The 21,746-nt window shown below is 60.2% G+C and carries 22 protein-coding genes; 11 read left to right on the forward strand and 11 right to left on the reverse strand.

The annotated features are described in order from the left end of the window. Positions 1-7: 7 nt before the first annotated feature. Together rsmD and FCH38_RS05025 are read right to left on the reverse strand one after the other, a co-directional pair. Positions 8-565, reverse strand: coding sequence for a 16S rRNA (guanine(966)-N(2))-methyltransferase RsmD (rsmD, locus tag FCH38_RS05020; RefSeq protein ID WP_153513245.1), 558 nt, complete (start codon positions 563-565; stop codon positions 8-10). Then, positions 546-2,558 carry a pseudouridine synthase gene (locus tag FCH38_RS05025; protein ID WP_174373018.1) on the reverse strand — a complete coding sequence of 671 codons (2,013 nt, stop codon included), beginning with the start codon at positions 2,556-2,558 and terminating at the stop codon, positions 546-548. The genes rsmD and FCH38_RS05025 overlap by 20 nt, the downstream gene beginning before the upstream one ends. Before the next feature lie 71 nt (positions 2,559-2,629). Between FCH38_RS05025 and FCH38_RS05030 the strand changes: the two genes are divergently transcribed. Then, positions 2,630-3,088 (forward strand): nucleoside deaminase, encoded by a 459-nt coding sequence (locus FCH38_RS05030; protein WP_174373019.1) that lies wholly within the window; start codon positions 2,630-2,632, stop codon positions 3,086-3,088. A 75-nt stretch (positions 3,089-3,163) separates the two neighbouring features. On the opposite strand, the gene FCH38_RS05035 is transcribed toward FCH38_RS05030, so the two are convergent. The 4 genes from FCH38_RS05035 to FCH38_RS05050 form a co-directional block, all read right to left on the reverse strand. Beyond that, positions 3,164-3,820, reverse strand: a complete 657-nt coding sequence (locus FCH38_RS05035; RefSeq protein ID WP_174373020.1) for a hypothetical protein — start codon at positions 3,818-3,820, stop codon at positions 3,164-3,166. A gap of 199 nt (positions 3,821-4,019) precedes the next feature. Next, positions 4,020-6,986, reverse strand: a complete 2,967-nt coding sequence (ileS, locus tag FCH38_RS05040; RefSeq protein WP_174373021.1) for an isoleucine--tRNA ligase — start codon at positions 6,984-6,986, stop codon at positions 4,020-4,022. 280 nt (positions 6,987-7,266) lie between these two features. Further along, a complete protein-coding gene (locus FCH38_RS05045) occupies positions 7,267-8,247 on the reverse strand; it encodes a bifunctional riboflavin kinase/FAD synthetase (protein ID WP_174373022.1) in 981 nt (326 codons plus the stop codon). Positions 8,248-8,290: 43 nt separating this feature from the next. Further along, a complete protein-coding gene (locus FCH38_RS05050) occupies positions 8,291-9,139 on the reverse strand; it encodes a TIGR01459 family HAD-type hydrolase (protein WP_174373023.1) in 849 nt (282 codons plus the stop codon). Between the two features lie 372 nt (positions 9,140-9,511). Between FCH38_RS05050 and groES the strand changes: the two genes are divergently transcribed. The 4 genes from groES (at position 9,512) to FCH38_RS05070 (ending at position 13,185) form a co-directional block, all read left to right on the forward strand. Further along, positions 9,512-9,808 carry a co-chaperone GroES gene (groES, locus tag FCH38_RS05055; RefSeq protein ID WP_003522946.1) on the forward strand — a complete coding sequence of 99 codons (297 nt, stop codon included), beginning with the start codon at positions 9,512-9,514 and terminating at the stop codon, positions 9,806-9,808. Between the two features lie 73 nt (positions 9,809-9,881). Beyond that, on the forward strand, positions 9,882-11,516 hold the full coding sequence (gene groL, locus FCH38_RS05060; RefSeq protein WP_153513240.1) for a chaperonin GroEL: 1,635 nt from the start codon (positions 9,882-9,884) through the stop codon (positions 11,514-11,516). 633 nt (positions 11,517-12,149) lie between these two features. Beyond that, the gene (locus FCH38_RS05065; protein ID WP_174373024.1) at positions 12,150-12,584 is read left to right on the forward strand and encodes a hypothetical protein; all 435 of its coding nucleotides are present in this window, start codon (positions 12,150-12,152) and stop codon (positions 12,582-12,584) included. A gap of 154 nt (positions 12,585-12,738) precedes the next feature. Beyond that, positions 12,739-13,185 carry a DoxX family protein gene (locus FCH38_RS05070; protein ID WP_174373025.1) on the forward strand — a complete coding sequence of 149 codons (447 nt, stop codon included), beginning with the start codon at positions 12,739-12,741 and terminating at the stop codon, positions 13,183-13,185. A 63-nt stretch (positions 13,186-13,248) separates the two neighbouring features. On the opposite strand, the gene hisG is transcribed toward FCH38_RS05070, so the two are convergent. From hisG to hisS, 4 genes are all read right to left on the reverse strand, one after another. Next, positions 13,249-13,941: an ATP phosphoribosyltransferase gene (gene hisG / locus FCH38_RS05075; RefSeq protein WP_149898657.1), complete on the reverse strand. Its 693-nt coding sequence runs from the start codon at positions 13,939-13,941 to the stop codon at positions 13,249-13,251. Continuing rightward, positions 13,938-15,065, reverse strand: coding sequence for an ATP phosphoribosyltransferase regulatory subunit (locus tag FCH38_RS05080; RefSeq protein ID WP_174373026.1), 1,128 nt, complete (start codon positions 15,063-15,065; stop codon positions 13,938-13,940). Before FCH38_RS05080 ends, hisG begins: the two co-directional genes overlap by 4 nt. A gap of 16 nt (positions 15,066-15,081) precedes the next feature. Next, positions 15,082-15,450 (reverse strand): VOC family protein, encoded by a 369-nt coding sequence (locus tag FCH38_RS05085; RefSeq protein ID WP_174373027.1) that lies wholly within the window; start codon positions 15,448-15,450, stop codon positions 15,082-15,084. Positions 15,451-15,728: 278 nt separating this feature from the next. Then, a complete protein-coding gene (gene hisS, locus FCH38_RS05090) occupies positions 15,729-17,249 on the reverse strand; it encodes a histidine--tRNA ligase (protein ID WP_174373028.1) in 1,521 nt (506 codons plus the stop codon). 157 nt (positions 17,250-17,406) lie between these two features. On the opposite strand from hisS, the gene relB reads away from it, so the two are divergent. The 5 genes from relB to copM are packed head-to-tail and all read left to right on the forward strand — an operon-like array spanning position 17,407 to position 19,537. Continuing rightward, complete coding sequence (relB, locus tag FCH38_RS05095) at positions 17,407-17,634, forward strand: type II toxin-antitoxin system RelB family antitoxin (RefSeq protein ID WP_063947698.1); 228 nt, start codon at positions 17,407-17,409, stop codon at positions 17,632-17,634. Further along, the gene (locus FCH38_RS05100) at positions 17,618-17,887 is read left to right on the forward strand and encodes a type II toxin-antitoxin system RelE family toxin (RefSeq protein WP_149898654.1); all 270 of its coding nucleotides are present in this window, start codon (positions 17,618-17,620) and stop codon (positions 17,885-17,887) included. Before relB ends, FCH38_RS05100 begins: the two co-directional genes overlap by 17 nt. 6 nt (positions 17,888-17,893) lie before the next feature. Continuing rightward, a complete protein-coding gene (locus FCH38_RS05105; RefSeq protein ID WP_174373029.1) occupies positions 17,894-18,658 on the forward strand; it encodes a hypothetical protein in 765 nt (254 codons plus the stop codon). A 41-nt stretch (positions 18,659-18,699) separates the two neighbouring features. Beyond that, complete coding sequence (locus FCH38_RS05110) at positions 18,700-19,104, forward strand: hypothetical protein (protein WP_236776547.1); 405 nt, start codon at positions 18,700-18,702, stop codon at positions 19,102-19,104. A 58-nt stretch (positions 19,105-19,162) separates the two neighbouring features. Then, entirely contained in the window at positions 19,163-19,537 is a 375-nt protein-coding gene (gene copM / locus FCH38_RS05115) for a CopM family metallochaperone (protein WP_174373030.1), read from the forward strand. A 163-nt stretch (positions 19,538-19,700) separates the two neighbouring features. Here copM and FCH38_RS05120 read toward each other — a convergent pair whose 3' ends face one another. Beyond that, a complete protein-coding gene (locus FCH38_RS05120; protein ID WP_174373031.1) occupies positions 19,701-20,618 on the reverse strand; it encodes a LysR substrate-binding domain-containing protein in 918 nt (305 codons plus the stop codon). Between the two features lie 81 nt (positions 20,619-20,699). On the opposite strand from FCH38_RS05120, the gene FCH38_RS05125 reads away from it, so the two are divergent. Further along, positions 20,700-21,743, forward strand: coding sequence for a YeiH family protein (locus tag FCH38_RS05125; protein ID WP_174373032.1), 1,044 nt, complete (start codon positions 20,700-20,702; stop codon positions 21,741-21,743). Positions 21,744-21,746: the final 3 nt, after the last annotated feature.

Below are 21,746 nucleotides of genomic sequence, written 5' to 3' on the forward strand. Positions count from 1 at the left end.
CTTCCCGTCAGGGTTCGTAGCGGTAGAAATGCATTTTCGTGTCGCCGAAGATACGGCTTTCGAGGAGTTTGAACGCTGCATCGACGGTGACCGCGACATCGCCGCGCTCTTCCAGAATGGCGAGCGCGCCGGGCGCCAGCCAGCCGCCGCCATGGGCGGCAGCGAAAGCCTTCTCACCATGGCCCTGACCATAGGGCGGATCGGCGAAGAGAAGATCGAAGGGCTCGATATTGTTGACGCCACCAAGCTTGGTGGCATCACGACGCAGGATACGGGCACGCCCGTGCAGCCCCAGCGCATCGATGTTTTCCCAGAGCAGCCCCCTGCCCTCGACGCCGTTTTCGACGAAGAGCGCCACACGACAGCCACGCGACAGGGCTTCCAGCCCCACCGCGCCCGTTCCGGCGAAAACGTCCAGAACGCGCGTACCGTCCAGACTTTCCGGATAGGCGTGGCTTAAAATGTTGAAAAGGCTTTCCCGCGTCCTGTCGATGGTCGGACGAATGGAATTTGTTTTAGGCGCGGCCAGATTCCGGCCGCGAAACTCACCGCCTACGATCCGCATTACGTGTCATTCCCCTGCCACCAGTCGGTTTGCCACCCGGGCCTTTGCCGCCCGGCTTGCCGCCGCCGGGGCCATTGCCGCCGGGGCCTTTACCCTTGCCCGAAAAACCCGAACGCTCGCCACGCTCGCCCGACTTACCAAAGGACGGCTTGCCGGATGCGGGCCTGCCGCCCGGCTTTGCGCCACGGGGCTTGTCCCCGAAAGGCCGGTCGCCGCGTGGACGATCGCTGCCGGGACGATCCCCTTCTTCGCGGGGCTTGTCACGAAACGGCCGTTCGCTGAATGGCTTTTCACCACGCGCGGTACGATCGCCAAAACTCTTCTCGCCACGCGGACGGTCGCTGCGCGGGCGATCACCATCTTCGCGAGGCCGGTCCCGGAACGGCCGGTCACCGAAGGGTTTGTCGCCGCGCGCCGGACGATCACCGAAGCTCTTTGCGCCGCTGCGTGCAGGACGCTCGCCACGGGGGCGGTCGCCGTCTTCACGGGGGCGATCCCGGAAAGGCCGGTCGCCGGACGGTTTGCCGCCAAAGGAATTGCCGCCGCGTCCACCGCGATCGCCAAAGCTTTTTTCGCCGCGTGCCGAGCGGTCGCCACGGCCGGGGGCGCGATCATCCTCGCGGGTGGGTTCCGAACGGATCCACTCACCCTCTTCATCGGCATGGCGCACGAGGCTGCGACGGGCTTCGTCCTGGGCGGACGGCTTCTTGAACAGGTTTTCGGCTTCGGCGCGGGCAGACGACTTGCGCTCCTTGCCGTCGCGGGTCGGCCTTGCACCGGGCGCCATCCACACATTGGCGGTGCGGCTGGTGCCGGCGGGCTGGCGGGGGCTGCGGCGCTCTTCGCCGTCATCTTCCTTGCGGCCCTTGCCAGCGAATTTTCCGGCAGGCTTCGCGCCGAACTTGCCGGCTGGCTTATCACCGCGTTTGGTGTCGAGACGGCCCAGCGCCTTTTCGCGGCGATCTTCCGGTTTGCCGGCCGATCTCTCAAAACGCGGCTTGCCTTCCGGCGCGTCGCCGCCCTTTGCCCATTCGGACTTCGGCGCGCGTTTGGGCGCGTTGTCTTCTTCGTCTTCGGCAGGTGCATTGGTGTAGATCGGCGCATCGAAATTGGCACCGGACTCTTCGATCAGACGTGGGCCGAGCTGGTCGCGCAGCATGCGGCCGCGCACTTCCAGCACCTTGCTCTCGGGCAGATCGCCAAGCTGGAACGGACCGTAGGAGATGCGGATCAGGCGGTTGACCTCGAGACCTAACGCACCGAGCACGTTCTTGATTTCGCGGTTCTTGCCTTCACGCAGGCCCATGGTGATCCAGACATTGTGGCCCTGGGTGCGGTCGAGCGTCGCATCGATTGCACCATAAAGCACGCCGTCGACGGCGATGCCGTCCTTCAGCTTGTCGAGTGCGGCCTGATCGACCTCGCCATGGGCGCGCACGCGGTAACGGCGCAGCCAGCCGGTGGTCGGCAGCTCCAGAACGCGGGAAAGGCCGCCATCATTGGTCAGCAGCAGCAGGCCTTCGGTGTTGATATCGAGACGGCCGATGGACAGGACACGCGGCAATTCACCGGGCAGATTGTCGAAAACGGTCGGGCGGCCTTCCGGGTCGGAGTTGGTCGTCACCAGACCAGCGGGCTTGTGGTACAGCCACAGGCGCGTGCGCTCCGCACCGCGGATCGGCATGCCATCCACTTCAATCTTGTCGGACAGCGTGGCGTTGACCACCGGACTGTCCAGCAGAACGCCGTTCAGCGACACGCGACCTTCCATGATCATGCGCTCGATATCGCGTCGCGAAGCGACACCGGCACGCGCCATGATCTTGGAAATACGTTCCGGCTTGGTGCCGCCAACGATCTCGCCCACGGGGGCAGCCTTGGCTTCCGCCGGTTTCTTTTCACGCTCTGCAGCGGGTTTACCGGGGCCTTTCGGCTTGTTGTCGCGGCTAAACGTCTTGCCACCGTCACGCTTCGGCTTGTCTTTAAAAGTCATTTGTTGTTTGCCTGTTGTTTGGGCTGTCCTATCAGGTCCAAGCACGAGGGTTAAGAGGAAATTGAAACGCAATGGCCGAAACGACGCATTTCATGGAACTGGCGCTTGCGGAAGCCCGTGCCGCGGCTGAGCGACAGGAGGTTCCGATCGGTGCCGTACTGGTTGTGGACGGCCGCGTCATTGCCCGATCCGGCAATCGCACCCGTGAATTGAACGATGTGACGGCGCACGCCGAAATCGCCGTGATCCGCATGGCCTGCGAGGCGCTGGAACAGGAACGCCTGCCCGGTGCCGATCTTTACGTCACGCTGGAGCCCTGCACCATGTGCGCGGCGGCGATCTCTTTTGCCCGCATTCGCCGTCTCTATTACGGCGCGCAAGACCCCAAGGGCGGCGCGGTGGAGAGTGGCGTGCGCTTCTTCAGCCAGCCGACATGCCACCATGCGCCGGATGTCTATTCGGGACTGGCGGAAAGCGACAGTGCTGACATTCTGCGGCAGTTCTTTCGCGAGAAACGTCTCGAGGATTGAGCGGAGAGCGGGAAAGACAAAGCCTCCCGCCGACCATCAGCCATTTTTTACCGGCCAGCTTTTATTGGCCAGTTTTTACTGGAAAGGGTTCCACCAGCTTTTGCCGGTGTTTGCCACGGCCGCTTCTTTCTTGCGGCGCTTTTCCTTCTTCTGTTCCGGCTCGCCGAGATCGGTCAGCTGATCCTGCGGAACGCTGCGATATTCGGCCGGCGGATCGGTGAGGAACTTGCGCTGGTTGTTGACGACGGAGCCGCCCTGGGCATCGGCCTTGGCCTTGCGGAAGGCTTCCCATTTCTGGGTTTCGGTCATCTGACCAGCCGTGCCGTTTCCGGCGAGCAGCGGTGAGCGGTAATGCGGGTTGTTCTTGTTGGCATCCGCTTCATCGCGCAGGCGTTCGCGGGTTTCTTCCGGCGATTCGACCCATTGCGGATTGGATTCGCGGTTGGCCATGTTCTGCTGCGGCGAGGCCAGCTGTTCGGCGCGGGACTGGGCCGGAACGACGAGGCCAGGGCGCGGGCTGTATTTCAGGTTGCGCTTTTCCTGGTCGCTGCCGGTGATCGAGGTCGCGTTGCCGAGATCGTCGACCAGCTGTTCCGCCGACGTCTTGCCTGTCCCGTAGGTCGGGCTGGTGCACGCGCCCAGCAGCACGCCTATGGCCGTGATGCCTGCAACCGTGCGAAACATGCCAAAACCCTGCGCATTAGCCTGCCCAAAAGCCTTCATCGTCGTCATAAAAACCCTTCCAGCCGTCCGTCCCACTGCGCCAGACATCGTCTTTCGGCAGGCGGTAACCCGCATTGCCGTGCAAATCCGGCCATTTTCAGGCAGGTGTACCGGATGAAGAGGCAAAGCGCAATTCATCCGGCCATTTTCATTATGCATCCGCCCGAAACCGGAATCGGTTTCGGAAGGAACGATGCGCAGCTTCAAATCATGCCAGTGATGCGAGCTCGCGCAGTGCCGCCGCATCGCGGGCCGAAACCTCCGGATAGTCCGGATCGGAACCGACATCGGTGGTGATGCGCCAGGAGCGAGCGCATTTTGCGCCCTCCGCCAGCTTCTGCTCGACCACGACCTTTGCGACTTCCGGCAGACGGAAGCCATCGGCCGGGCCTTCATCACCAACCACCGAGATGGCAGAGGTGATGCAGATTTCGGCGAAGTCTTGGCCCTTCAGCGCCGCCAGAAGATCGACATCGGCGATGTGCACGACAGGCGCTGCCTCAAGCGAGGAACCGATACGCTTTTCACGGCGTTCGACTTCCAGGGCACCTGTCACGACGGTGCGAACCTTGCGGATCTTGTCCCACTTGGCTTCAAGAGCATCATTCTTCCATTCCGCCGGGATTGCCGGGAACTGGACGAGATGCACCGATTCCGCCTGCGGATAACGCGACAGCCACGCTTCCTCCGTCGTGAAGGGCAGCATCGGCGCCAGCCACGAAACGAGGCAATCGAACAGCCTGGAAATGACCGACAGGGCCGCCCGGCGCTTCAGCGACGACGGCGCGTCGCAATAAAGCGTGTCCTTGCGGATATCGAAATAGAAGGCGGAAAGCTCGACATTCGAGAAGTCCACCAGCGCGCGGGCGATCTTCTTGAACTCGAAACCGTCATAACCTTCGCGCACAACCTTATCCAGATCGGACAGGCGGTGCAGCACCAGCTTTTCCAGCTCCGGCAGATCGGCGTAAGCAACCTCCTCGCCCTCATAATGGGCGAGCGTGCCGAGCATCCAGCGGATGGTGTTGCGCAGCTTGCGATAGGCATCGACATTGGTCTGGATGATGGCCTTGCCGAGGCGCTGATCGTCCCAATAATCGGTGGTCATCACCCACAGGCGCAGGATATCCGCGCCGGCATCCTTCATGACTTCCTGCGGCGAGACCACGTTGCCCTTGGACTTGGACATCTTCTCGCCCTTCTCATCCATGGTGAAACCATGGGTGACAACGGCATTGTAGGGCGCACGGCCGCGCGTCGCGCAGCTTTCCAAGAGCGACGAGTGGAACCAGCCGCGATGCTGGTCTGAACCCTCAAGATAGACGTCCGCCGGCCACTTCATGTCCGGGCGATCTTCCAGCGTGAAGGTATGGGTGCAGCCGCTGTCGAACCAGACGTCGAGAATATCCATGACCTGCAGCCACTTGTCGTGGTCGTGGTCATTGCCGAGGAAGCGCTGCTTGGCGCCTTCGGCGAACCAGGCATCCGCACCTTCGGCCTCGAAAGCCTCGAGGATACGGGCATTGACGGCCTCGTCGATCAGAACCTCGCCCTTCTCATCGGCGAAGACGGCGATCGGCACGCCCCAGCTGCGCTGGCGCGACAGAACCCAGTCGGGCCGTCCTTCGATCATGGCGCGCAGGCGGTTCTGGCCGGACGCCGGAACGAAGCGCGTCTGGTCGATGGCATCAAGCGAACGCGAACGCAGCGTCGTGCCGTCGCCCAGTTCCTTGTCCATATAGACGAACCATTGCGGCGTGTTGCGGAAGATGACCGGCTTCTTGGAGCGCCAGCTATGCGGATAGCTGTGCTTCAGGCGACCTCGCGCAAACAGGTTATTGGCAGCGATCAGCGCCTTGATGACGCGATCATTGGCGTCACCCTTCTTGCCGTTATCGTCCATGACGCGGGCAGCGCCGCCCTCGGCGGACGGGCCGAAACCGGGGGCGTCTTCGGTGTAGAAACCGTCATCGCCGACCGGGAACGGGATAGCCGGCGAGACGCCACGCGCTTCCAGCTCGCGCTGATGCGCGGTCCAGACGTCAAAGTCCTCGCGGCCATGGCTCGGTGCAGTGTGTACGAAGCCCGTACCGGCATCATCGGTGACGTGATCGCCATCAAGAAGCGGAACCGGGAAATCGTAGCCGATCGAAGCCAAAGGATGGGCGCAGGTGATGGCGGCCAGTTCTTCGGTTTTGACATCGCGAACGAGCTTGAAGGTCAGCTTCGCCTTGGCCGCTGCCTCATCGGCAAGCTTCCGGGCAAAGATCAGCTTTTCACCCGGCTGCGGGCCGAAATCGTTCTGTGCGCTTTCGACTTCGAACAGGCCATATTCGACCCGCGAAGAGAACGCGATGGCGCGGTTGCCGGGGATAGTCCACGGCGTGGTCGTCCAGATGACGACTGAAGTACCCTCAAGATCATTGAGATTATTGACTACAGGCACAACTGAGTTGGTTCCTGATACCCACTCTGCTTTGGCTGCTCCCTTCACATCCACAACCGGGAATTTCACCCAGATCATGTCGCTCTCGACGTCGTGATACTCGACTTCAGCTTCCGCCAGCGCCGTGCGTTCCACCACCGACCACATGATCGGCTTGGAGCCACGATAAAGCTGGCCGGTCCGGGCGATCTTCAGGAGTTCGCCGGCGATGCGGGCCTCGGCGTGGAAGTTCATCGTCGTATAGGGGTTCTCGAAGTCGCCCTCGATGCCGAGGCGCTTGAACTCTTCCGACTGCACCTTGATCCAGCCGGCCGCAAACTCACGGCACTCCTTGCGGAATTCGTTGACCGGAACCTCGTCCTTGTTCTTGCCCTTGGCGCGATAGGCTTCCTCGATCTTCCATTCGATCGGCAGGCCGTGGCAATCCCAGCCCGGCACGTAATTGGCGTCGTAACCGCGCATCTGGAACGAGCGGGTGATGACGTCCTTCAGGATCTTGTTCAGCGCATGGCCGATATGGATGTTGCCATTGGCATAGGGCGGGCCGTCATGCAGCACGAATTTTTCGCGGCCGGCGGCGGAAGCGCGCAGCTTCTTATAGAGACCCATTTCCTGCCAGCGCTTCACCGTTTCCGGTTCTTTCTGCGGCAGGCCGGCGCGCATCGGGAAATCCGTCTGCGGCAAATAAAGGGTGGCGGAATAGTCGAGTTTTTCTGCGGTGTCGCTCATAATCGTACCGTTGTTGCGCGCCGTGTCGGTCGCGCCGTCTCAATTTAAAACAGGGCAAATACGGAAAGCGCCATGACGACTGTCATGACAAGCGCCAAAATCCCGGACCTTCCGGCTCGTCAGAGCGGGCGGAAAGCCGGGCCAATAATTCGGCTAATCTGAGTTTTAAACATCAACCGGTATTGGGACATGGCGGATTGTTTATGCGGTTTTCCAGTAAAAAGGAAGAGAAAAGCGACAGCAATCGGGGCCGGAATAAGGGTCGGTCGGCCCTTTCCGCTCAAAAGGCGATCTTCGCGTCCAGTTCGCTCAGCGGCCGCACACCTGACAGCATCGCCCTTGCCTCTTCCTCGTCGCGCCTGATCTGCGCGACCAGCGGTTCGAGGCCGTCGAATTTCAGCTCGTCGCGCAGATGCCCGAAGAAGGACACCGAACAGATTTCGCAATAGAGATCGCCCGAAAAATCGAAGACGAATGTTTCAAGCAGCGCCGCGCCGTTTTCCGTGACGGTCGGGCGGTAACCAAAGCTTGCGACGCCATCGCGGATCGAACCATCGGGACGGCGGAACCGCACGGCATAGATGCCCGCCTTCAGTTCCGTCTCCGGTGCCAGCGCCATGTTGGCGGTGGGGTAACCCAAGGTGCGGCCGAGCTTCTTGCCGTCTATGACTTCGCTTTCAACGGTGAAACGATAGCCAAGCAGTCCGGCAGCACCCGCCACATCGCCCTCGCACAGAAGCGAGCGGATACGGCTGGAGGAGACGACATCCGCGCCCTCGTCGCGAAAGGCATCCACCAGCGTCACGTCGAAATCGTGGCGCTTGCCGGCAGCCATCAGAAATGCCGGACCACCTTCGCGGCCCTTGCCGAAATGGAAATCGAAACCGGTGACGACGGCGCTCGCGCCCAGCCAGTCGACCAGAATGGATTGGACGAATTCTTCCGCCGAACGCTGCGAGAATTCCCGATCGAAGGGATATTCGATGACGGAGCGGAAACCGATGGCCTCGAGAATGCGCGCCTTCAACGGCGCGGGCGTGAGGCGGAAGACCGGCGTGTCAGGGCGGAAGACGGAACGGGGGTGTGGTTCGAAGGTCAGAACCAGTGCGGGAACGCCGCGCGCTTCCGCCAGTTCCAGCGCCCGGTCCAGAACGGCGCGGTGGCCGCGATGCACGCCATCGAAATTGCCGATCGCGATGACGCCGCCGCGAAGATTGTCCGGCAGCGGCTCCTTTTTTTCATTGCGATGAAAGACGGTCATGGCAGTCGATCCATATTTTACGCCGGCTTAAGCCAGACGTTTCTCAGGCAAGGCGGGGCATCCACCAGCCGGGAGCCGCGCCCTGCCCCTTGAGATAGGCGTTGAGAAGCGCCTCGTCCGTGTGGCCATTCAGCGTATATTCGGCGGCGTGAATGCCGCCGCTGATATAAAGAAGGTTGAGGCCGCTCGCAATCGCGCCCTTCACATCAGTCGGCATGCCGTCGCCAATGGCGAGAACGCGGTCCTTGGGGAAGGCGCCGCGCACTTCTTTCGCCGCAGCAAGGCAGGCTTCATAAATCGGCGTGTGCGGCTTGCCGGCAATGCGAACCTCGCCGCCCAGCTGCTCATAATAGGCGGCCATGGCGCCGGCGCAGGGAATGATGCGCTCACCGCGCTCCACCACCAGATCGGGATTGGCGCAGATCATCGGGGCTTTACGGGCGATGAAGCCCTTGAGCATTTCGGTGTAATCCTCCGGCGTTTCCGTCTCATCATCGAAGAAGCCGGTGCAGACCACGGATTGCGCCTCCGCCTCGCCAACCCGTTCAACATCGAGGCCTTCCAGCAGCGGCATGTCCCGCTCGGGGCCAAGCAGGAAGACTTTTTTCGGGCCTTCCGCGATCAGCCCGCGGGTGACGTCGCCGGATGTGATGATCCGATCATAAGCCTCGTCAGGCACACCGAGCACGCGCAGCTGGGCGATAACGCCGGGAGCCGGGCGCGGCGAATTGGTGATGAGCACCACCGTCTTGCCGGCCTTGCGCGCTTCGTGCAGCGCAACAGCCGCATCCGGGAAGGCGTTGACGCCATTGTGCAGCACGCCCCAGACATCCGAAAGAATAACGTCGAACCCATGAGTGATTTCGCCGAGGGTGAGAATGCGATGGGCCATGATATGCTTTCCGGATGCGAGAAAAGGGTGTGCGTGACATCGCAAAGCAGGACGCCGATGGCAAGGAAAAAAGCGGTGCCGAGCCTGCCTGCCAATCCACCCGCCACCGTGCGGACATAAAACCCCGCTAGGCCCGTAACGGATGAGGAGTTGCCAAAAGGGCTGGTTTTCACCCGCCGCTCAGCACATGGGAAATTTCTGTCATGGAACGCTGATAACCATAAGCCATGAAATTTTTCCGACAGGCCGTTCTTGACTCAGGCAGGACGCCTCCTTATCTCGGCTTCGCTGGCACTCAAACAAGAAGAGTGCTAACACCCATCACGCGAGCCTCTGAAGGTTCGTGAAGTCATTTGATCGAGGGATTAGGCAATGACAAGCACCAATTTCCGCCCGCTTCACGATCGCGTCGTCGTTCGTCGCGTTGAATCCGAAGCCAAGACCAAGGGCGGCATCATAATTCCCGATACCGCCAAGGAAAAGCCGCAGGAAGGCGAAATCGTCGCCGTCGGTTCCGGCGCACGCGATGAGTCCGGCAAGGTCGTCGCTCTCGACGTCAAGGCTGGCGACCGCGTTCTGTTCGGCAAGTGGTCGGGCACCGAAGTCAAGCTCAACGGCGAAGACCTTCTGATCATGAAGGAAGCCGACATCATGGGCATCATCGGCTGATTTAGCCGAACCCGTCCTTCCTTAAATTTCAAGCCGGACCCGGTCCGGCCATTCGAAACCAGGAGTTTTGAACATGGCAGCCAAAGAAGTCAAATTCGGCCGCACAGCGCGCGAAAAGATGCTCAAGGGCGTCGACGTTCTTGCTGATGCAGTGAAGGTAACCCTCGGCCCGAAGGGTCGTAACGTCGTTATCGACAAGTCCTTCGGCGCTCCGCGCATCACCAAGGACGGCGTTTCCGTCGCTAAGGAAATCGAACTGGAAGACAAGTTCGAGAACATGGGCGCACAGCTCGTTCGCGAAGTCGCCTCCAAGACCAACGACATCGCCGGTGACGGCACCACCACCGCAACGGTTCTGGCCCAGGCCATCGTTCGCGAAGGCGCCAAGGCAGTTGCTGCCGGCATGAACCCGATGGACCTGAAGCGCGGCATCGATCTCGCCGTCGCAGAAGTCGTCAAGGACCTTCAGGCCAAGGCCAAGAAGATCAACACGTCGGAAGAAGTTGCACAGGTCGGCACGATCTCTGCAAACGGCGAGCGTCAGATCGGCCTCGACATTGCTGAAGCAATGCAGAAGGTTGGCAACGAAGGCGTCATCACCGTTGAAGAAGCCAAGACCGCAGAAACCGAACTCGAAGTCGTCGAAGGCATGCAGTTCGACCGCGGCTACCTGTCGCCCTACTTCGTGACCAACCCGGAAAAGATGATTGCGGATCTCGAGGACGCATACATCCTTCTGCACGAAAAGAAGCTTTCGAACCTTCAGGCCATGCTGCCGGTTCTCGAAGCTGTCGTTCAGACCGGCAAGCCGCTCGTCATCATCGCTGAAGACGTCGAAGGCGAAGCTCTTGCTACGCTCGTCGTCAACAAGCTGCGTGGCGGCCTCAAGATCGCTGCCGTCAAGGCTCCTGGCTTCGGCGACCGCCGCAAGGCCATGCTGGAAGACATCGCCATCCTGACCGGTGGTACCGTCATTTCCGAAGACCTCGGCATCAAGCTCGAAAACGTTACTCTCGACATGCTCGGCAAGTCGAAGAAGGTTTCGATCTCCAAGGAAAACACCACGATCGTTGATGGCGCTGGCCAGAAGTCCGACATCGAAGGCCGCGTTGCCCAGATCAAGGCGCAGATCGAAGAAACCACTTCGGATTACGACCGCGAAAAGCTGCAGGAACGTCTTGCCAAGCTCGCTGGCGGCGTTGCCGTTATCCGCGTTGGCGGTTCGACGGAAGTTGAAGTGAAGGAAAAGAAGGACCGCATCGACGACGCTCTCAACGCGACGCGCGCTGCCGTTCAGGAAGGCATCGTACCGGGCGGCGGCGTTGCCCTGCTGCGTTCTTCCACGAAGATCACCGTCAAGGGTGAGAACGACGACCAGGAAGCCGGCGTGAACATCGTTCGCAAGGCTCTGCAGGCTCTGGTTCGCCAGATCGCAGAAAACGCTGGTGATGAAGCTTCGATCGTTGTCGGCAAGATCCTCGACAAGAACGAAGACAACTACGGCTACAACGCTCAGACCGGCGAATATGGCGACCTGATCCAGCTCGGCATCGTCGACCCGGTCAAAGTTGTTCGTACAGCCCTGCAGAACGCAGCTTCGGTTGCTTCGCTGTTGATCACCACCGAAGCCATGATTGCCGAACTTCCGAAGAAGGAATCGGCAATGCCGCAGATGCCCGGCGGCGGCATGGGCGGCATGGACTTCTAATCAGTCCTGCCACCGGAATTACAAAAGGGCGGTCTTCGGATCGCCCTTTTTCTTTGCCGCCCATGCCTTTTTTGCAGGTCCGGCGTCGCAAGCACGCCAGATGGGCGGCGTGGACTTCCAATCGGTCGTGTCTCTGGAATGCAGAAAGGGTGGTCTTCGGATCGCCCATTCTGTTGAAATTTCGTAGGAAAAACTGCCTTGCCAGATGGCAGACTATCTTCTGGCGCGGGATGCCGGGCACAGGTTCAAGATATTGTCTCTTTTTGAGACAGCGGCAAATTTAGCCGGCTTGTTTTCGGTGACCTATGCAATAATCGGACGTCAGGACAGGCGAATCACCATTGCCGACCGGCCGAATTTCCGCCTCATCAAGCTTATATGTGCGACATTTAGTTGTCTTTTTTCATATATTTCGCGATTACGATGAAGGAATACATAATATTTTTGATTTTCTCACTGAGCGGTTGTTGTAGGCGGAAGAAAATAAACTATAAGTCACCCCCCATAAGGGTGCCGCGACTGGACGCAAGCATTGAAGGGGTTTCAATGCCTGGCAAATACGTTCGACTGCGGATGGCGGTGAAAATTCGACCTGGCGGCGAAGCTTGAAATAGCGGCGCTGGCACGATGTTCATGCGGGGGCGCGATTTGTTTGAAATATCAAGACGCAACGATGCTCTGCCTATGGCTGCGGCAACCATGCCAGATCCGCGAACCCTGTCACATTTTTTCATTTCAGAAGAATGGAACAGCGACCTTTCAAGCGGCGTCCTCCGGCTTGGTGAACACGCGTCTTTCATGCACGGCCTGCCGCCGGGCGAATGCGGTCTGCTCAGCCTGATCCGCTGTTATGATCGTGGCGACCATGCCCGTGTGCTGGAGCTTTTCGAGCAGGCTTCCACCGCGGCCTCTCGTTTCTGTTTTTCGACCGGCGTCTCCATCTTGCCGACCATGCGGCAGCCGGTCATCTGCATGGGTGAATCCTCCGGTTTCGAAGACGGCCAGCAGGGTCGGATTTCCGGGCTGTTCCTGTTTCCGCGTTTCGAAGATATTCGCTTCGCCGCCTAAACATTACGTCAAGCGAATGAGTTTCGTTCACAAAATGAAGACAATTTGTCTCCTATTGTTCATCTTTATGGACGGATGAATTTCGGCCATTGATATCTCCAGACATTGCCTTGCAGCTAACCGGCGACACGCCGATCATCTACCGGAGATATCCATGACCAGCAGCCAGAACGTTCTCGTTCTTATCGCCCGCATTCTGCTTTCCTTCATCTTCATCTATTCCGGCTTTGGCAAGCTGACCGATCCGGCCGGCACCGCCGGCATGATCGCAGGCGCCGGCCTGCCCGCCGCAACCGCGCTTGCCTATCTTGCTGGCCTGTTCGAATTCGTTGCCGGCCTTGCCATTCTCGCCGGCTTCCAGACGAAGATTGCCGCATGGGCGCTTGCCGTCTTCTGCGTCTTCACCGGCCTCGTCTTCCACAGCGGCACCGTCGCCGTGCCCGGCTGGCCTGACCCGGCCCTCGGCTGGATCAATGCACTGAACGGCATCATGCTGATGAAGAACATCACCCTTGCCGGCGCTTATATCCTGCTCGCAACCTTCGGCCCCGGCGCCTACTCGGTCGATGCCAAGCGCCGCGCGGCTTTGGCCCACGCCTGAGTCGAATAAAAAACCAACAAAAAGCCGCCGGATCGCTCCGGCGGCTTTTTTTGTTTTTAATTCTCAGAGCGCCGCTTTTATGCGCGAAGCAATCTCGTGAACCGCCGCATCATTCTCATGTTCCGGCTTGCGGGCGCGAACGAAGCAGGCTTCCGAGCGAACAATGATACCGTCCGAGAGGATTTTCAGGTGGTTGGCCTTGAGCGTCGAGCCGGTGGAGGTGATATCGACGATGATATCCGCCTGCCCCGCCGCCGGTGCACCTTCTGTCGCACCGAGGCTTTCAACGATGCGGTAAAGCTGGATGCCGTGCTGGCGCGAAAAGAACTGCTGCGTCAGCCGCCAATATTTGGTGGCAATCGCCAGTCTCCGGCCATGGCGGGCGCGGAACTCAGACGCCACATCGCCAAGATCGGCCATGCTGTCCACATCCAGCCAGATTTCCGGCACGGCAACCACGACATCGGCATGGCCGAAACCGAGGCGGGCGCAAAACTCCACCTGCGCATCCGCGTTTGCCAGCCCCTCGCGCACCAGATCTTCGCCCGTTACGCCGAAATCCACCGTGCCAGCGCCGATTTCGCGGGCGATCTCGGAGGCCGACAGATAAGCGATCTCGATATCGTCGCGTCCTTCGATGCGGCCGCGATAGGAACGGTCATTGCCGACAGAAGCGACTTTCAGCCCGGCGCGTTCCAGAACGGCGGAGGCATCTTCTTTCATCCGACCCTTGGAGGGCAATGCGATGGTGATCATGGCTTGTCGCTCCCGCGCACCACGTCGATGCGATCCAGCCAGAGCGAGAAGCCCACGGCCGGGATTTTTTCCTGCGCACCAAGCAGCGTCAGCAGCCGGTCGAAACGGCCGCCACCGGCAAGCACGCTGTCACTGCCCGCTTCCACCACCTCGAAAACGAGGCCGGTATAATAATCGAGCGGGCGACCAAAAGCCGCGCCATAGGTCACGGTTTCAAGATCGACACCGGCATTGGCAAGCGCTGCAACGCGCTTATCGAAAGCGGAAAGCGCACCGTCCAGTTTCAGTTTTGCCTTTTCGGCGAAATCGCGGAGGATTTGCGAGGCCTGCGGCAGAGGCGCCTGCAGGGCCAGGAACTGCTTGAGCAGCTCGAAACTCTCATCCGGCAGGCGGGTGGCGGCAAGCGCCAGCTTCTCCCGCAGACGGCGGGCGATTTCCTGCGGCGAGCGGCTGGCATTGGTGGAATAGCCGGTTTCCTGCATCACCGTATCGAGATAATCGACGAGCACCGCCTCGTCACCGGTTGCCAGAAGGCCGGCGACCCGCGCGTCGAGACCGGTCATGGGTTTGGGATGCACGAGGCTTTCGAGCAGTGCTTCGAGCTGCACTATGTCGCCAAAAGCCTGCACCAGCCGCTTCTGCCAGCCAAGCGGCAGGCCGAGGGCCGCGACCACCGCCTCGAATACCTGCTGGTCGCCCAGCGTGACGGCAAGCGTGCGGCCGGGCAGCAGCCGCTTCAATATTCCGGTCGCGTCAATGACGGCGCGGGCATCGGCGGCGGCAATATCGGTATCACCGAGATCCTCAATGCCGGCCTGATAAAATTCGTTCGCACCTTCACGGCGCTGACGGAACACTTCACCAAGATAGGAATAACGCTTCGGCGTGCCGGTCGCCGTCTCGATATGGCGCAGACAGACGGGAATGGTGAATTCGGGCCGCAGGCAGAGGCTGGTTCCCGTCTCACTTTCCGTCATGAAGATGCGGCGACGCAAATCCTCGCCGGCCATATCCAGAAACGGTTCGGCGGGCTGGATGACCGGCGTGTTCACGCGGCTCGTGCGGCGCGCGGCGAATTCTTCCAGTAGCTCTCCGGAAAATTCCGGCATGTCGATCAGGGGCATGGAACGGTACTTTTCGTCACGGTTCGAGCGGCTGCATCATTTCGATGCGGTTTCCGAAGGGATCATGGACATAAAACCGGTGATACCCTTCCAGCGGCTCATCCTCAACCACATGGCAGCCTGCTGTTTCAAGTGTTTTTCGCAAGGTTGCCAGATCATCGACCACAAAGGCCGGATGGGCTTTGCGCGCTGGCAAGAAATCCTGCTCGACGCCGAGGTGCAATTTTATCGCGCCGCAGGTAAACCAGCAGCCGCCGCGCGCTGCCAGATTGGCAGGTTTTGCCTGCTCCGCAAAGCCAAGCAGGCCGCCATAAAAAGCGCGCGCCTCGTCTTCCCGACCGGCCGGCATCGCCAGTTGAAGATGATCGAGCGCAAGGATCGCCATGACCTCAGCGCCCTTCGGCGGCGCGGCGAACTATTGCGGCACTTCTCTGGAAAATTCCGCCTCGTCGATCAAGAACAATAAAAAATGATGGCTGGGCCGTGAGATACCCCCCTCTGCCCTGCCGGGCATCTCCCCCACAAGGAGGGAGATCGGCAAGGAGCGCAAACGCCACCCTATTCTCTAGCGTCGAGATGGCCGGAACATAGCCGCAGATCGATCTCCCCCCTTGTGGGGGAGGTGCCCGGCAGGGCAGAGGGGGGTAAGCGGCGCGCATCACGTTACTTGCCTTGCGCCCGCAGCACATCCTCAGCCTGCGCGGCCAGAATCTCGCGGACCTTCGCCACCACTTCTGCCTCCGGCACGCTGACCTGCGCCACCCGCGCCTCGCGCCAGCTGGCATTATCCTCGATCTCCCCGGACAGGCGCTTGCCTTCGATCAGATCCTTGATCTGCACAACGCCTTCGGCACGCTCGTCACCGCCCTGGATGATGGCGATGGGGGAGCCGAGACGGTCGGCATATTTCAGTTGGTTGCCGAATTTCTTCCAGTTTCCCTGGTACATTTCGGCGCGGATGCCCTCGGCACGCAGCGCCTGCGTGAAGCGCTGGTAACGCCCCATGCTCTCCACATCGCCATCCATGACGGTGATGAGAACGGGCGCAAGCGGCTTGACCTGACCGAGCTTGCCGAGGTTCTTCAGGGCGGTCATCAGGCGCGAAACGCCGATGGAGAAGCCCGTGGCCGGAACCGGCTGGCCCATGAAGCGCGAAACGAGACCATCATAACGCCCGCCGCCGCCGACAGAGCCGAACACGACCTTTTCGCCCTTTTCGTTGGTGACATCGAAGGACAGCTCGGCCTCATAGACCGGGCCAGTGTAGTATTCGAGGCCGCGCACGACGGAAGGGTCGATCTTGATGCGCGTCGCATCGTAACCGGCACTGGTGACCAGAGCGCCGATGATGTTCAGCTCATCAACGCCTTCTCCGCCTTTCGATGTGCCGGCCACGAGTTTGGCCAGATCATCAGCGCTTTCCGCGTAATCCTTGATACCAACGAAAAACAGCACTTTTTCGATCTGCTCGTCGCCAAGACCTGCGCCCTTGGTAAAGTCACCAGACTCGTCCTTGCGGCCGGGGCCGAGCAGCAGCTTCACCCCTTCCGGGCCGAACTTGTCGAGCTTGTCGATGGCGCGCAGGACGTTGAGACGCCGGCCGGCATTGTCCTCGCCGCCGAGACCAATGGCTTCCATGACGCCGTCCAGTACCTTACGGTTATTGACGCGAATGACATAGTCGCCACGTGCAATGCCGAGTGCTTCCAGCGTATCGGCCATCATCATGCACATTTCGGCATCTGCCTGCACACCGGCGGCACCCACCGTATCGGCATCAAACTGCATGAACTGCCGGAAGCGGCCGGGGCCGGGCTTTTCATTGCGGAACACGTAACCGGCGCGATAGGTGCGGAAAGGCAGCTGGATTTCGTTGAAGTTTTCCGCGACATGACGGGCGAGCGGCGCGGTCAGATCGTAGCGCAGGCTCATCCATTGGTCATCGTCATCCTGCAGCGAAAACACGCCTTCGTTCGGGCGATCGCTGTCAGGCAGGAACTTGCCGAGCGCATCGGTATATTCGAACTGCGGCGTTTCGATCGGATCGAAACCGTAAAGCTCGTATACCCTGCGGATCTTGTCGATCATCTCATTGGTGGCATGGATATCGGCAGCCGAGCGGTCCACGAAGCCACGCGGCAGGCGGGCTTTCAGTTTCTGAGGCTTTTTTGCTTTTTCGCTCATGATGCCGATCCGATATTTTCCTGAAATTATGCCGGTGTATTAGAGGATGAAGCCCTGTGCGGCAAGCCGCAAAGGCTCTGGTTTTACTGGCAGCACGGGGCAAGCGGTGCTATATGGGATGCATGTATCCCATTTTAGTCGGAAAGGACTTAAAGCCATGAGCAAACAGACGGCAATTCGCCTGCCGGATGAGACCTATGAGCGGCTGAAAGCGCTTTCCGAGCGCACCGGCCGCACCTCCGCCTATTATATCCGCGAGGCGATCGAGAAGCATATCGAGGACATGGAAGATCTTTATCTTGCCGAAGAGGCGACGCGGCGCATCCAGCGCGGTGAATCAAAGGTGATAAGCGCCGAGGAGTTCTGGCGTGATCTGGACAATTGAATACGATGTTCTTGTCCAGAAAGAGATGCGGAAAATCGATCCGCAGACCCGTCAGCGTATCCGCGCTTTCCTTCAAGAAAGAGTAGCGGCGCTCGACAATCCCCGCCAGACAGGCGCCGCCCTGCAAGGCTCCGAACTCGGCAATTATTGGCGTTACCGGGTAGGCGACTATCGCATCATCTGCGATATACAGGACCACAAGCTGGTCGTGCTGGTGGTCGAAATCGGCCATCGCCGTGAAATCTACCGTTAGGCATTCATGATCCTCGAAGCCCTGCAATATGCCGCCACCCACGCGGTTACACCCAAAGAATTCCGGCCGCATATCCGTTATTCCGTGAACCTGTGGGCACGCGCCAACCGCTGCGCCAAGGCATGGGCGGAGCATGAGGACAACAGCCGGCAATTCGTGCTGCAATCCGCCAGAAAGCTGAAACAGCGGCGCACGGCGGTAGTGCTGGGGTCCGGCCTGCTGCGCGATGTGCCCCATGATGCGCTGGTGGCGATGTTCGATACCGTCGTTCTGGTTGATCTGGTGCATCTTGCCAGCGTGCAGGGAAAGCTGCGCCTCAACTCCAAAAAGAACGTGCGCATCGCCAATCGCGATCTTTCCGGCTTCGACGAGATTATCGCCGGCAAAGACCCGGAACCGCTCGATTTCCTGCGGCGGGTGCCCTATCTCGATTTCGTGGTATCGGCCAACCTCCTGTCACAGATCGGCACCGGCGCGCGCCATCGGCTGGAGCGCGAGAAAATCGCGAATGCGCCGGACGATCTGCTTCCGAAACTCATTCAGACGCATCTCGATGCGCTGGCCGGCCTTCCCTGCAAGGTCTGTCTGGTAACCGACATATCCTTCGACATCATCGGCAAGGATGGCAGTCTGCACCAGCATGAAGACCTGCTGCATGGCGTCAATATTCCGGCATCCACAGCCGCATGGGAATGGCCGCTTGCCCCCCTTGGAGAGGAAAGCAGGGATTATCGTATCGTGCATCACGTCATCGCGCGTGAACTCACCTGAACGTCATGCTTATTCCACAATTTTCGCGGTTAATTCGCGTCATGCGCCTGATGATCCGCACTTTGATGTTCCTTGCCTGTCTGCTTTACGGTGCAATGCCGGCGCAGATGGCGATGAGCATGCCGGTGAGCGCGGATATGGCCGTTTCGTCGCAACCCGCGATGAACCATGAAAATGGCCGTTCAAACCATACCGGAAATCGGGACCTCGGTGCCGAGACCCATGGGCAGGATACAGCCAAAGCCCATAAATCGGGCATGGGCGATTGCTGTCCACATGGCGATGACGCTGCGCATCCCGGGTCCTGCGCCGCCTGCCTGATCGTGGTTCCACAAATGATCTTCGCCGACGCCGGCCGGATGATCTTCGCCTACCCCAAGCCGCAGCGTGGCATTCTCTTTAATGGCAAGGCTTTCGCCCCGCCGCTGCCGCCTCCCCGCGCCTGACACCAGATTTTTCCAGTCAATCCATCGAAAAATCCGACAGACACAGGAAGGATAATCCATGTCTATCAAGACCATCACGCTCGTCGCCGCTTTCGCGGCAGCATTCGCCATGCCCGTTTTCGCACAGGAAGCGGGCGGCCATGCCGGGCACACCATGTCCAAGGGTGCCGCAAGCGAAACCGATTCCACCAAGGCTTTCATGGAAGCCAGCAAGAAGATGCATGGCGATATGGCCATCGATTATAGCGGCGATGCCGATGTCGATTTCGTGCGTGGCATGATCCCGCATCATCAGGGCGCGATCGATATGGCCAAGGTCCAGCTCGAATATGGCAAGGACCCGGAAATCCGCAAGCTGGCCGAAGAGGTCATCAAGGCGCAGGAAGGCGAAATCGCCATGATGAAGGCCTGGCTGAAATCCAAGGGCAAGTGATTGCTATTGTTAAAGGAGGAGCGCTGGTTACGGCGCTCCTTCGGCGTCGCGGCAGGTTTCCTCTCCCCGCCGGAGAGAAGAAACAAGCGGTAACCGCTCAATCCATCGGCACCGGCATTGGCCCATAAGATGACGGGAGCTATGAGCGAAGGTTTGCCACGCCCTACAACCCCGCAAGACCGGCCTTATAGTCCTCCGATGCCGCCCGGCTGAGGCGTTCCAACTCCATGGCAGCCCGGCTTGTGTGACGCTCCTTATGGCGCAACAAAGCGAAGTTACGGGCGGGCAGATCGATACCTGAACGGACCAGCAAACCCTGCCGCAGAAACAGTGACGCCACCGAGGCGGAAACTGCCGTCGCAGCCCCGCCGGAGCGCGCCGCCATCACCACCGCCTCGTTGGACGGCAGCTCCAGCATGACGGAAAGCTCGCCGGGATCCACCCCCATCTGCCGCACCGCCGCCTCGAAGGCGGAGCGGGTGCCGGAGCCCTGTTCGCGAAGCACCCACGAGGTGCCATAGAGCATGTCGAGCGCGGTTAGATAACGGCCATCGGCAAAGGGGTGGGCCGAACCCGTGACGACCAGCAGCTTGTCCGACACGACGGGCTGCACCATCAATGCCGGCTCGTCGATCTTGCCCTCGATGAAACCGACCTCCGCCAGACCATCCAGCACCGCCTGCGTGACAGTCTTGGTATTGCCGATGTCGAGCCGGACGGTGACGCCGGGATAGAGTTTCTTGAATTGCATCAGGATCGGCGGCAGCCAGTAGCTTGCAATGGTCTGGCTGGCGCAGACGGTGATTTCGCCGCGCGTCAGGCCGCCCATTTCGGAGAGAATCAATTCGGCATTGCGCACGCGTGCCAATGTCGCCTTTGCTTCGCCCAGAAACACCCGGCCGCTTTCGGTCAGTTCGATGTTGCGGCCGACGCGATGGAACAGCTCGACATTATAAAAGGCCTCGAGATTCTTGATGGCGGAACTGACGGCAGAAGCTGTCAGGCCGATGGCTTCGGCGGCCCGTGTCAGATGTTCCCGTTCGGCAACGGCGATAAAGATCCGGAGTTGTTCAAAAGTCATGGCTTTTCATTCGATTTTATCGAATAATATATGCCATATTATTTGATAGAATAAAACAGGCGGCTGCGGCATTGTCTGACCATGGCACAGCATCGCACCCTCTCCCATCCCTTTCAGTTTTCCCTTCGCTGGCTCACCCCGCTTCTGCCGGGTATCCTGCTCTGCGCGGCGGTCAGCTGCGCCGCCATTCTGGCGGAGCGCTTTCAGGTTCGGCTAGCAGGCCATGCATGGCTTGGCGATCTCGTGCTGGCCATTCTGATCGGCACGCTTCTGCGGTCGCTGGTGTCCCTGCCGGCGGTTGCTTCGGCCGGCATCAAATTCAGCGCCAAGACCCTGCTTGAGATCGCCGTGGCGCTTCTCGGTGCGTCCCTCAGCCTTGCCATTCTCAAGGGCGCCGGCGGGCTGCTGATCGGTGGCATCGCGCTGATCGTCGCACTGTCGCTGATCATCAGCTATTTCGCCGGGCGGATGCTGGGGCTGCCGCCCAAGCTTGCAACGTTGATCGCCTGCGGCAATTCCATCTGCGGCAACTCCGCCATCGCTGCCGCCGCGCCCGCCATCGGAGCAAAACCGGAAGATGTCGCCGCCTCGATTGCCTTCACTGCGGTCCTCGGCGTCGTCGCCGTGCTTTTGATGCCGTTCCTGCCACAACTCCTCGGCCTCGATGCCACCCAATATGGCATCTTCGCTGGCCTGACGGTTTATGCCGTGCCGCAGGTTCTGGCCGCCACCGCCCCGCTTGGAGCCGTGGCCGTGCAGACCGGCACCATCGTCAAGCTTATCCGCGTCCTGATGCTGGGCCCTGTCATCGCCACGCTCTCCGTCATCCATGGCCAGTCCGGCAAGGGACGCCTGAAGCTGCAGCAGATGGTTCCGTGGTTCATCATCGGCTTCGTGCTGATGATCATGGCCCGTTCCTTCGGCCTCATCCCCGAAGTTCTGCTTTCCCCGGTCGCCTCGCTCTCCAACATCCTCACCATCATGTCGATGGCGGCGCTGGGCCTGTCGGTCGATATCCGCAGCCTTCGCCATGCCGGCGGCAAGGTCATCCTCGCCGCCAGCCTGTCGCTGGTGCTGCTTGGTGTTCTGAGCTTTGGCCTGATCATGCTGACGCAGACAGTCTGAGGC

This window comes from Agrobacterium tumefaciens (assembly GCF_013337285.1).
Classification (GTDB): Bacteria; Pseudomonadota; Alphaproteobacteria; order Rhizobiales; family Rhizobiaceae; genus Agrobacterium; species Agrobacterium burrii.

Coding starts and splice junctions, on each gene's coding strand:
- FCH38_RS05030 (WP_174373019.1), top strand. CDS start 2,630: ATGGCCGAAACGACGCATTTCATGGAACTGGCGCTTGCGGAAGCCCGT.
- ileS (WP_174373021.1), bottom strand. CDS start 6,986: ATGAGCGACACCGCAGAAAAACTCGACTATTCCGCCACCCTTTATTTG.
- FCH38_RS05125 (WP_174373032.1), top strand. CDS start 20,700: ATGGCACAGCATCGCACCCTCTCCCATCCCTTTCAGTTTTCCCTTCGC.
- FCH38_RS05120 (WP_174373031.1), bottom strand. CDS start 20,618: ATGACTTTTGAACAACTCCGGATCTTTATCGCCGTTGCCGAACGGGAA.
- FCH38_RS05035 (WP_174373020.1), bottom strand. CDS start 3,820: ATGACGACGATGAAGGCTTTTGGGCAGGCTAATGCGCAGGGTTTTGGC.
- relB (WP_063947698.1), top strand. CDS start 17,407: ATGAGCAAACAGACGGCAATTCGCCTGCCGGATGAGACCTATGAGCGG.
- FCH38_RS05025 (WP_174373018.1), bottom strand. CDS start 2,558: ATGACTTTTAAAGACAAGCCGAAGCGTGACGGTGGCAAGACGTTTAGC.
- hisS (WP_174373028.1), bottom strand. CDS start 17,249: ATGAGCGAAAAAGCAAAAAAGCCTCAGAAACTGAAAGCCCGCCTGCCG.
- FCH38_RS05105 (WP_174373029.1), top strand. CDS start 17,894: ATGATCCTCGAAGCCCTGCAATATGCCGCCACCCACGCGGTTACACCC.
- rsmD (WP_153513245.1), bottom strand. CDS start 565: ATGCGGATCGTAGGCGGTGAGTTTCGCGGCCGGAATCTGGCCGCGCCT.
- copM (WP_174373030.1), top strand. CDS start 19,163: ATGTCTATCAAGACCATCACGCTCGTCGCCGCTTTCGCGGCAGCATTC.
- FCH38_RS05110 (WP_236776547.1), top strand. CDS start 18,700: ATGCGCCTGATGATCCGCACTTTGATGTTCCTTGCCTGTCTGCTTTAC.
- FCH38_RS05050 (WP_174373023.1), bottom strand. CDS start 9,139: ATGGCCCATCGCATTCTCACCCTCGGCGAAATCACTCATGGGTTCGAC.
- groL (WP_153513240.1), top strand. CDS start 9,882: ATGGCAGCCAAAGAAGTCAAATTCGGCCGCACAGCGCGCGAAAAGATG.
- FCH38_RS05080 (WP_174373026.1), bottom strand. CDS start 15,065: ATGCCCCTGATCGACATGCCGGAATTTTCCGGAGAGCTACTGGAAGAA.
- FCH38_RS05070 (WP_174373025.1), top strand. CDS start 12,739: ATGACCAGCAGCCAGAACGTTCTCGTTCTTATCGCCCGCATTCTGCTT.
- FCH38_RS05065 (WP_174373024.1), top strand. CDS start 12,150: ATGCGGGGGCGCGATTTGTTTGAAATATCAAGACGCAACGATGCTCTG.
- FCH38_RS05045 (WP_174373022.1), bottom strand. CDS start 8,247: ATGACCGTCTTTCATCGCAATGAAAAAAAGGAGCCGCTGCCGGACAAT.
- groES (WP_003522946.1), top strand. CDS start 9,512: ATGACAAGCACCAATTTCCGCCCGCTTCACGATCGCGTCGTCGTTCGT.
- hisG (WP_149898657.1), bottom strand. CDS start 13,941: ATGATCACCATCGCATTGCCCTCCAAGGGTCGGATGAAAGAAGATGCC.
- FCH38_RS05085 (WP_174373027.1), bottom strand. CDS start 15,450: ATGGCGATCCTTGCGCTCGATCATCTTCAACTGGCGATGCCGGCCGGT.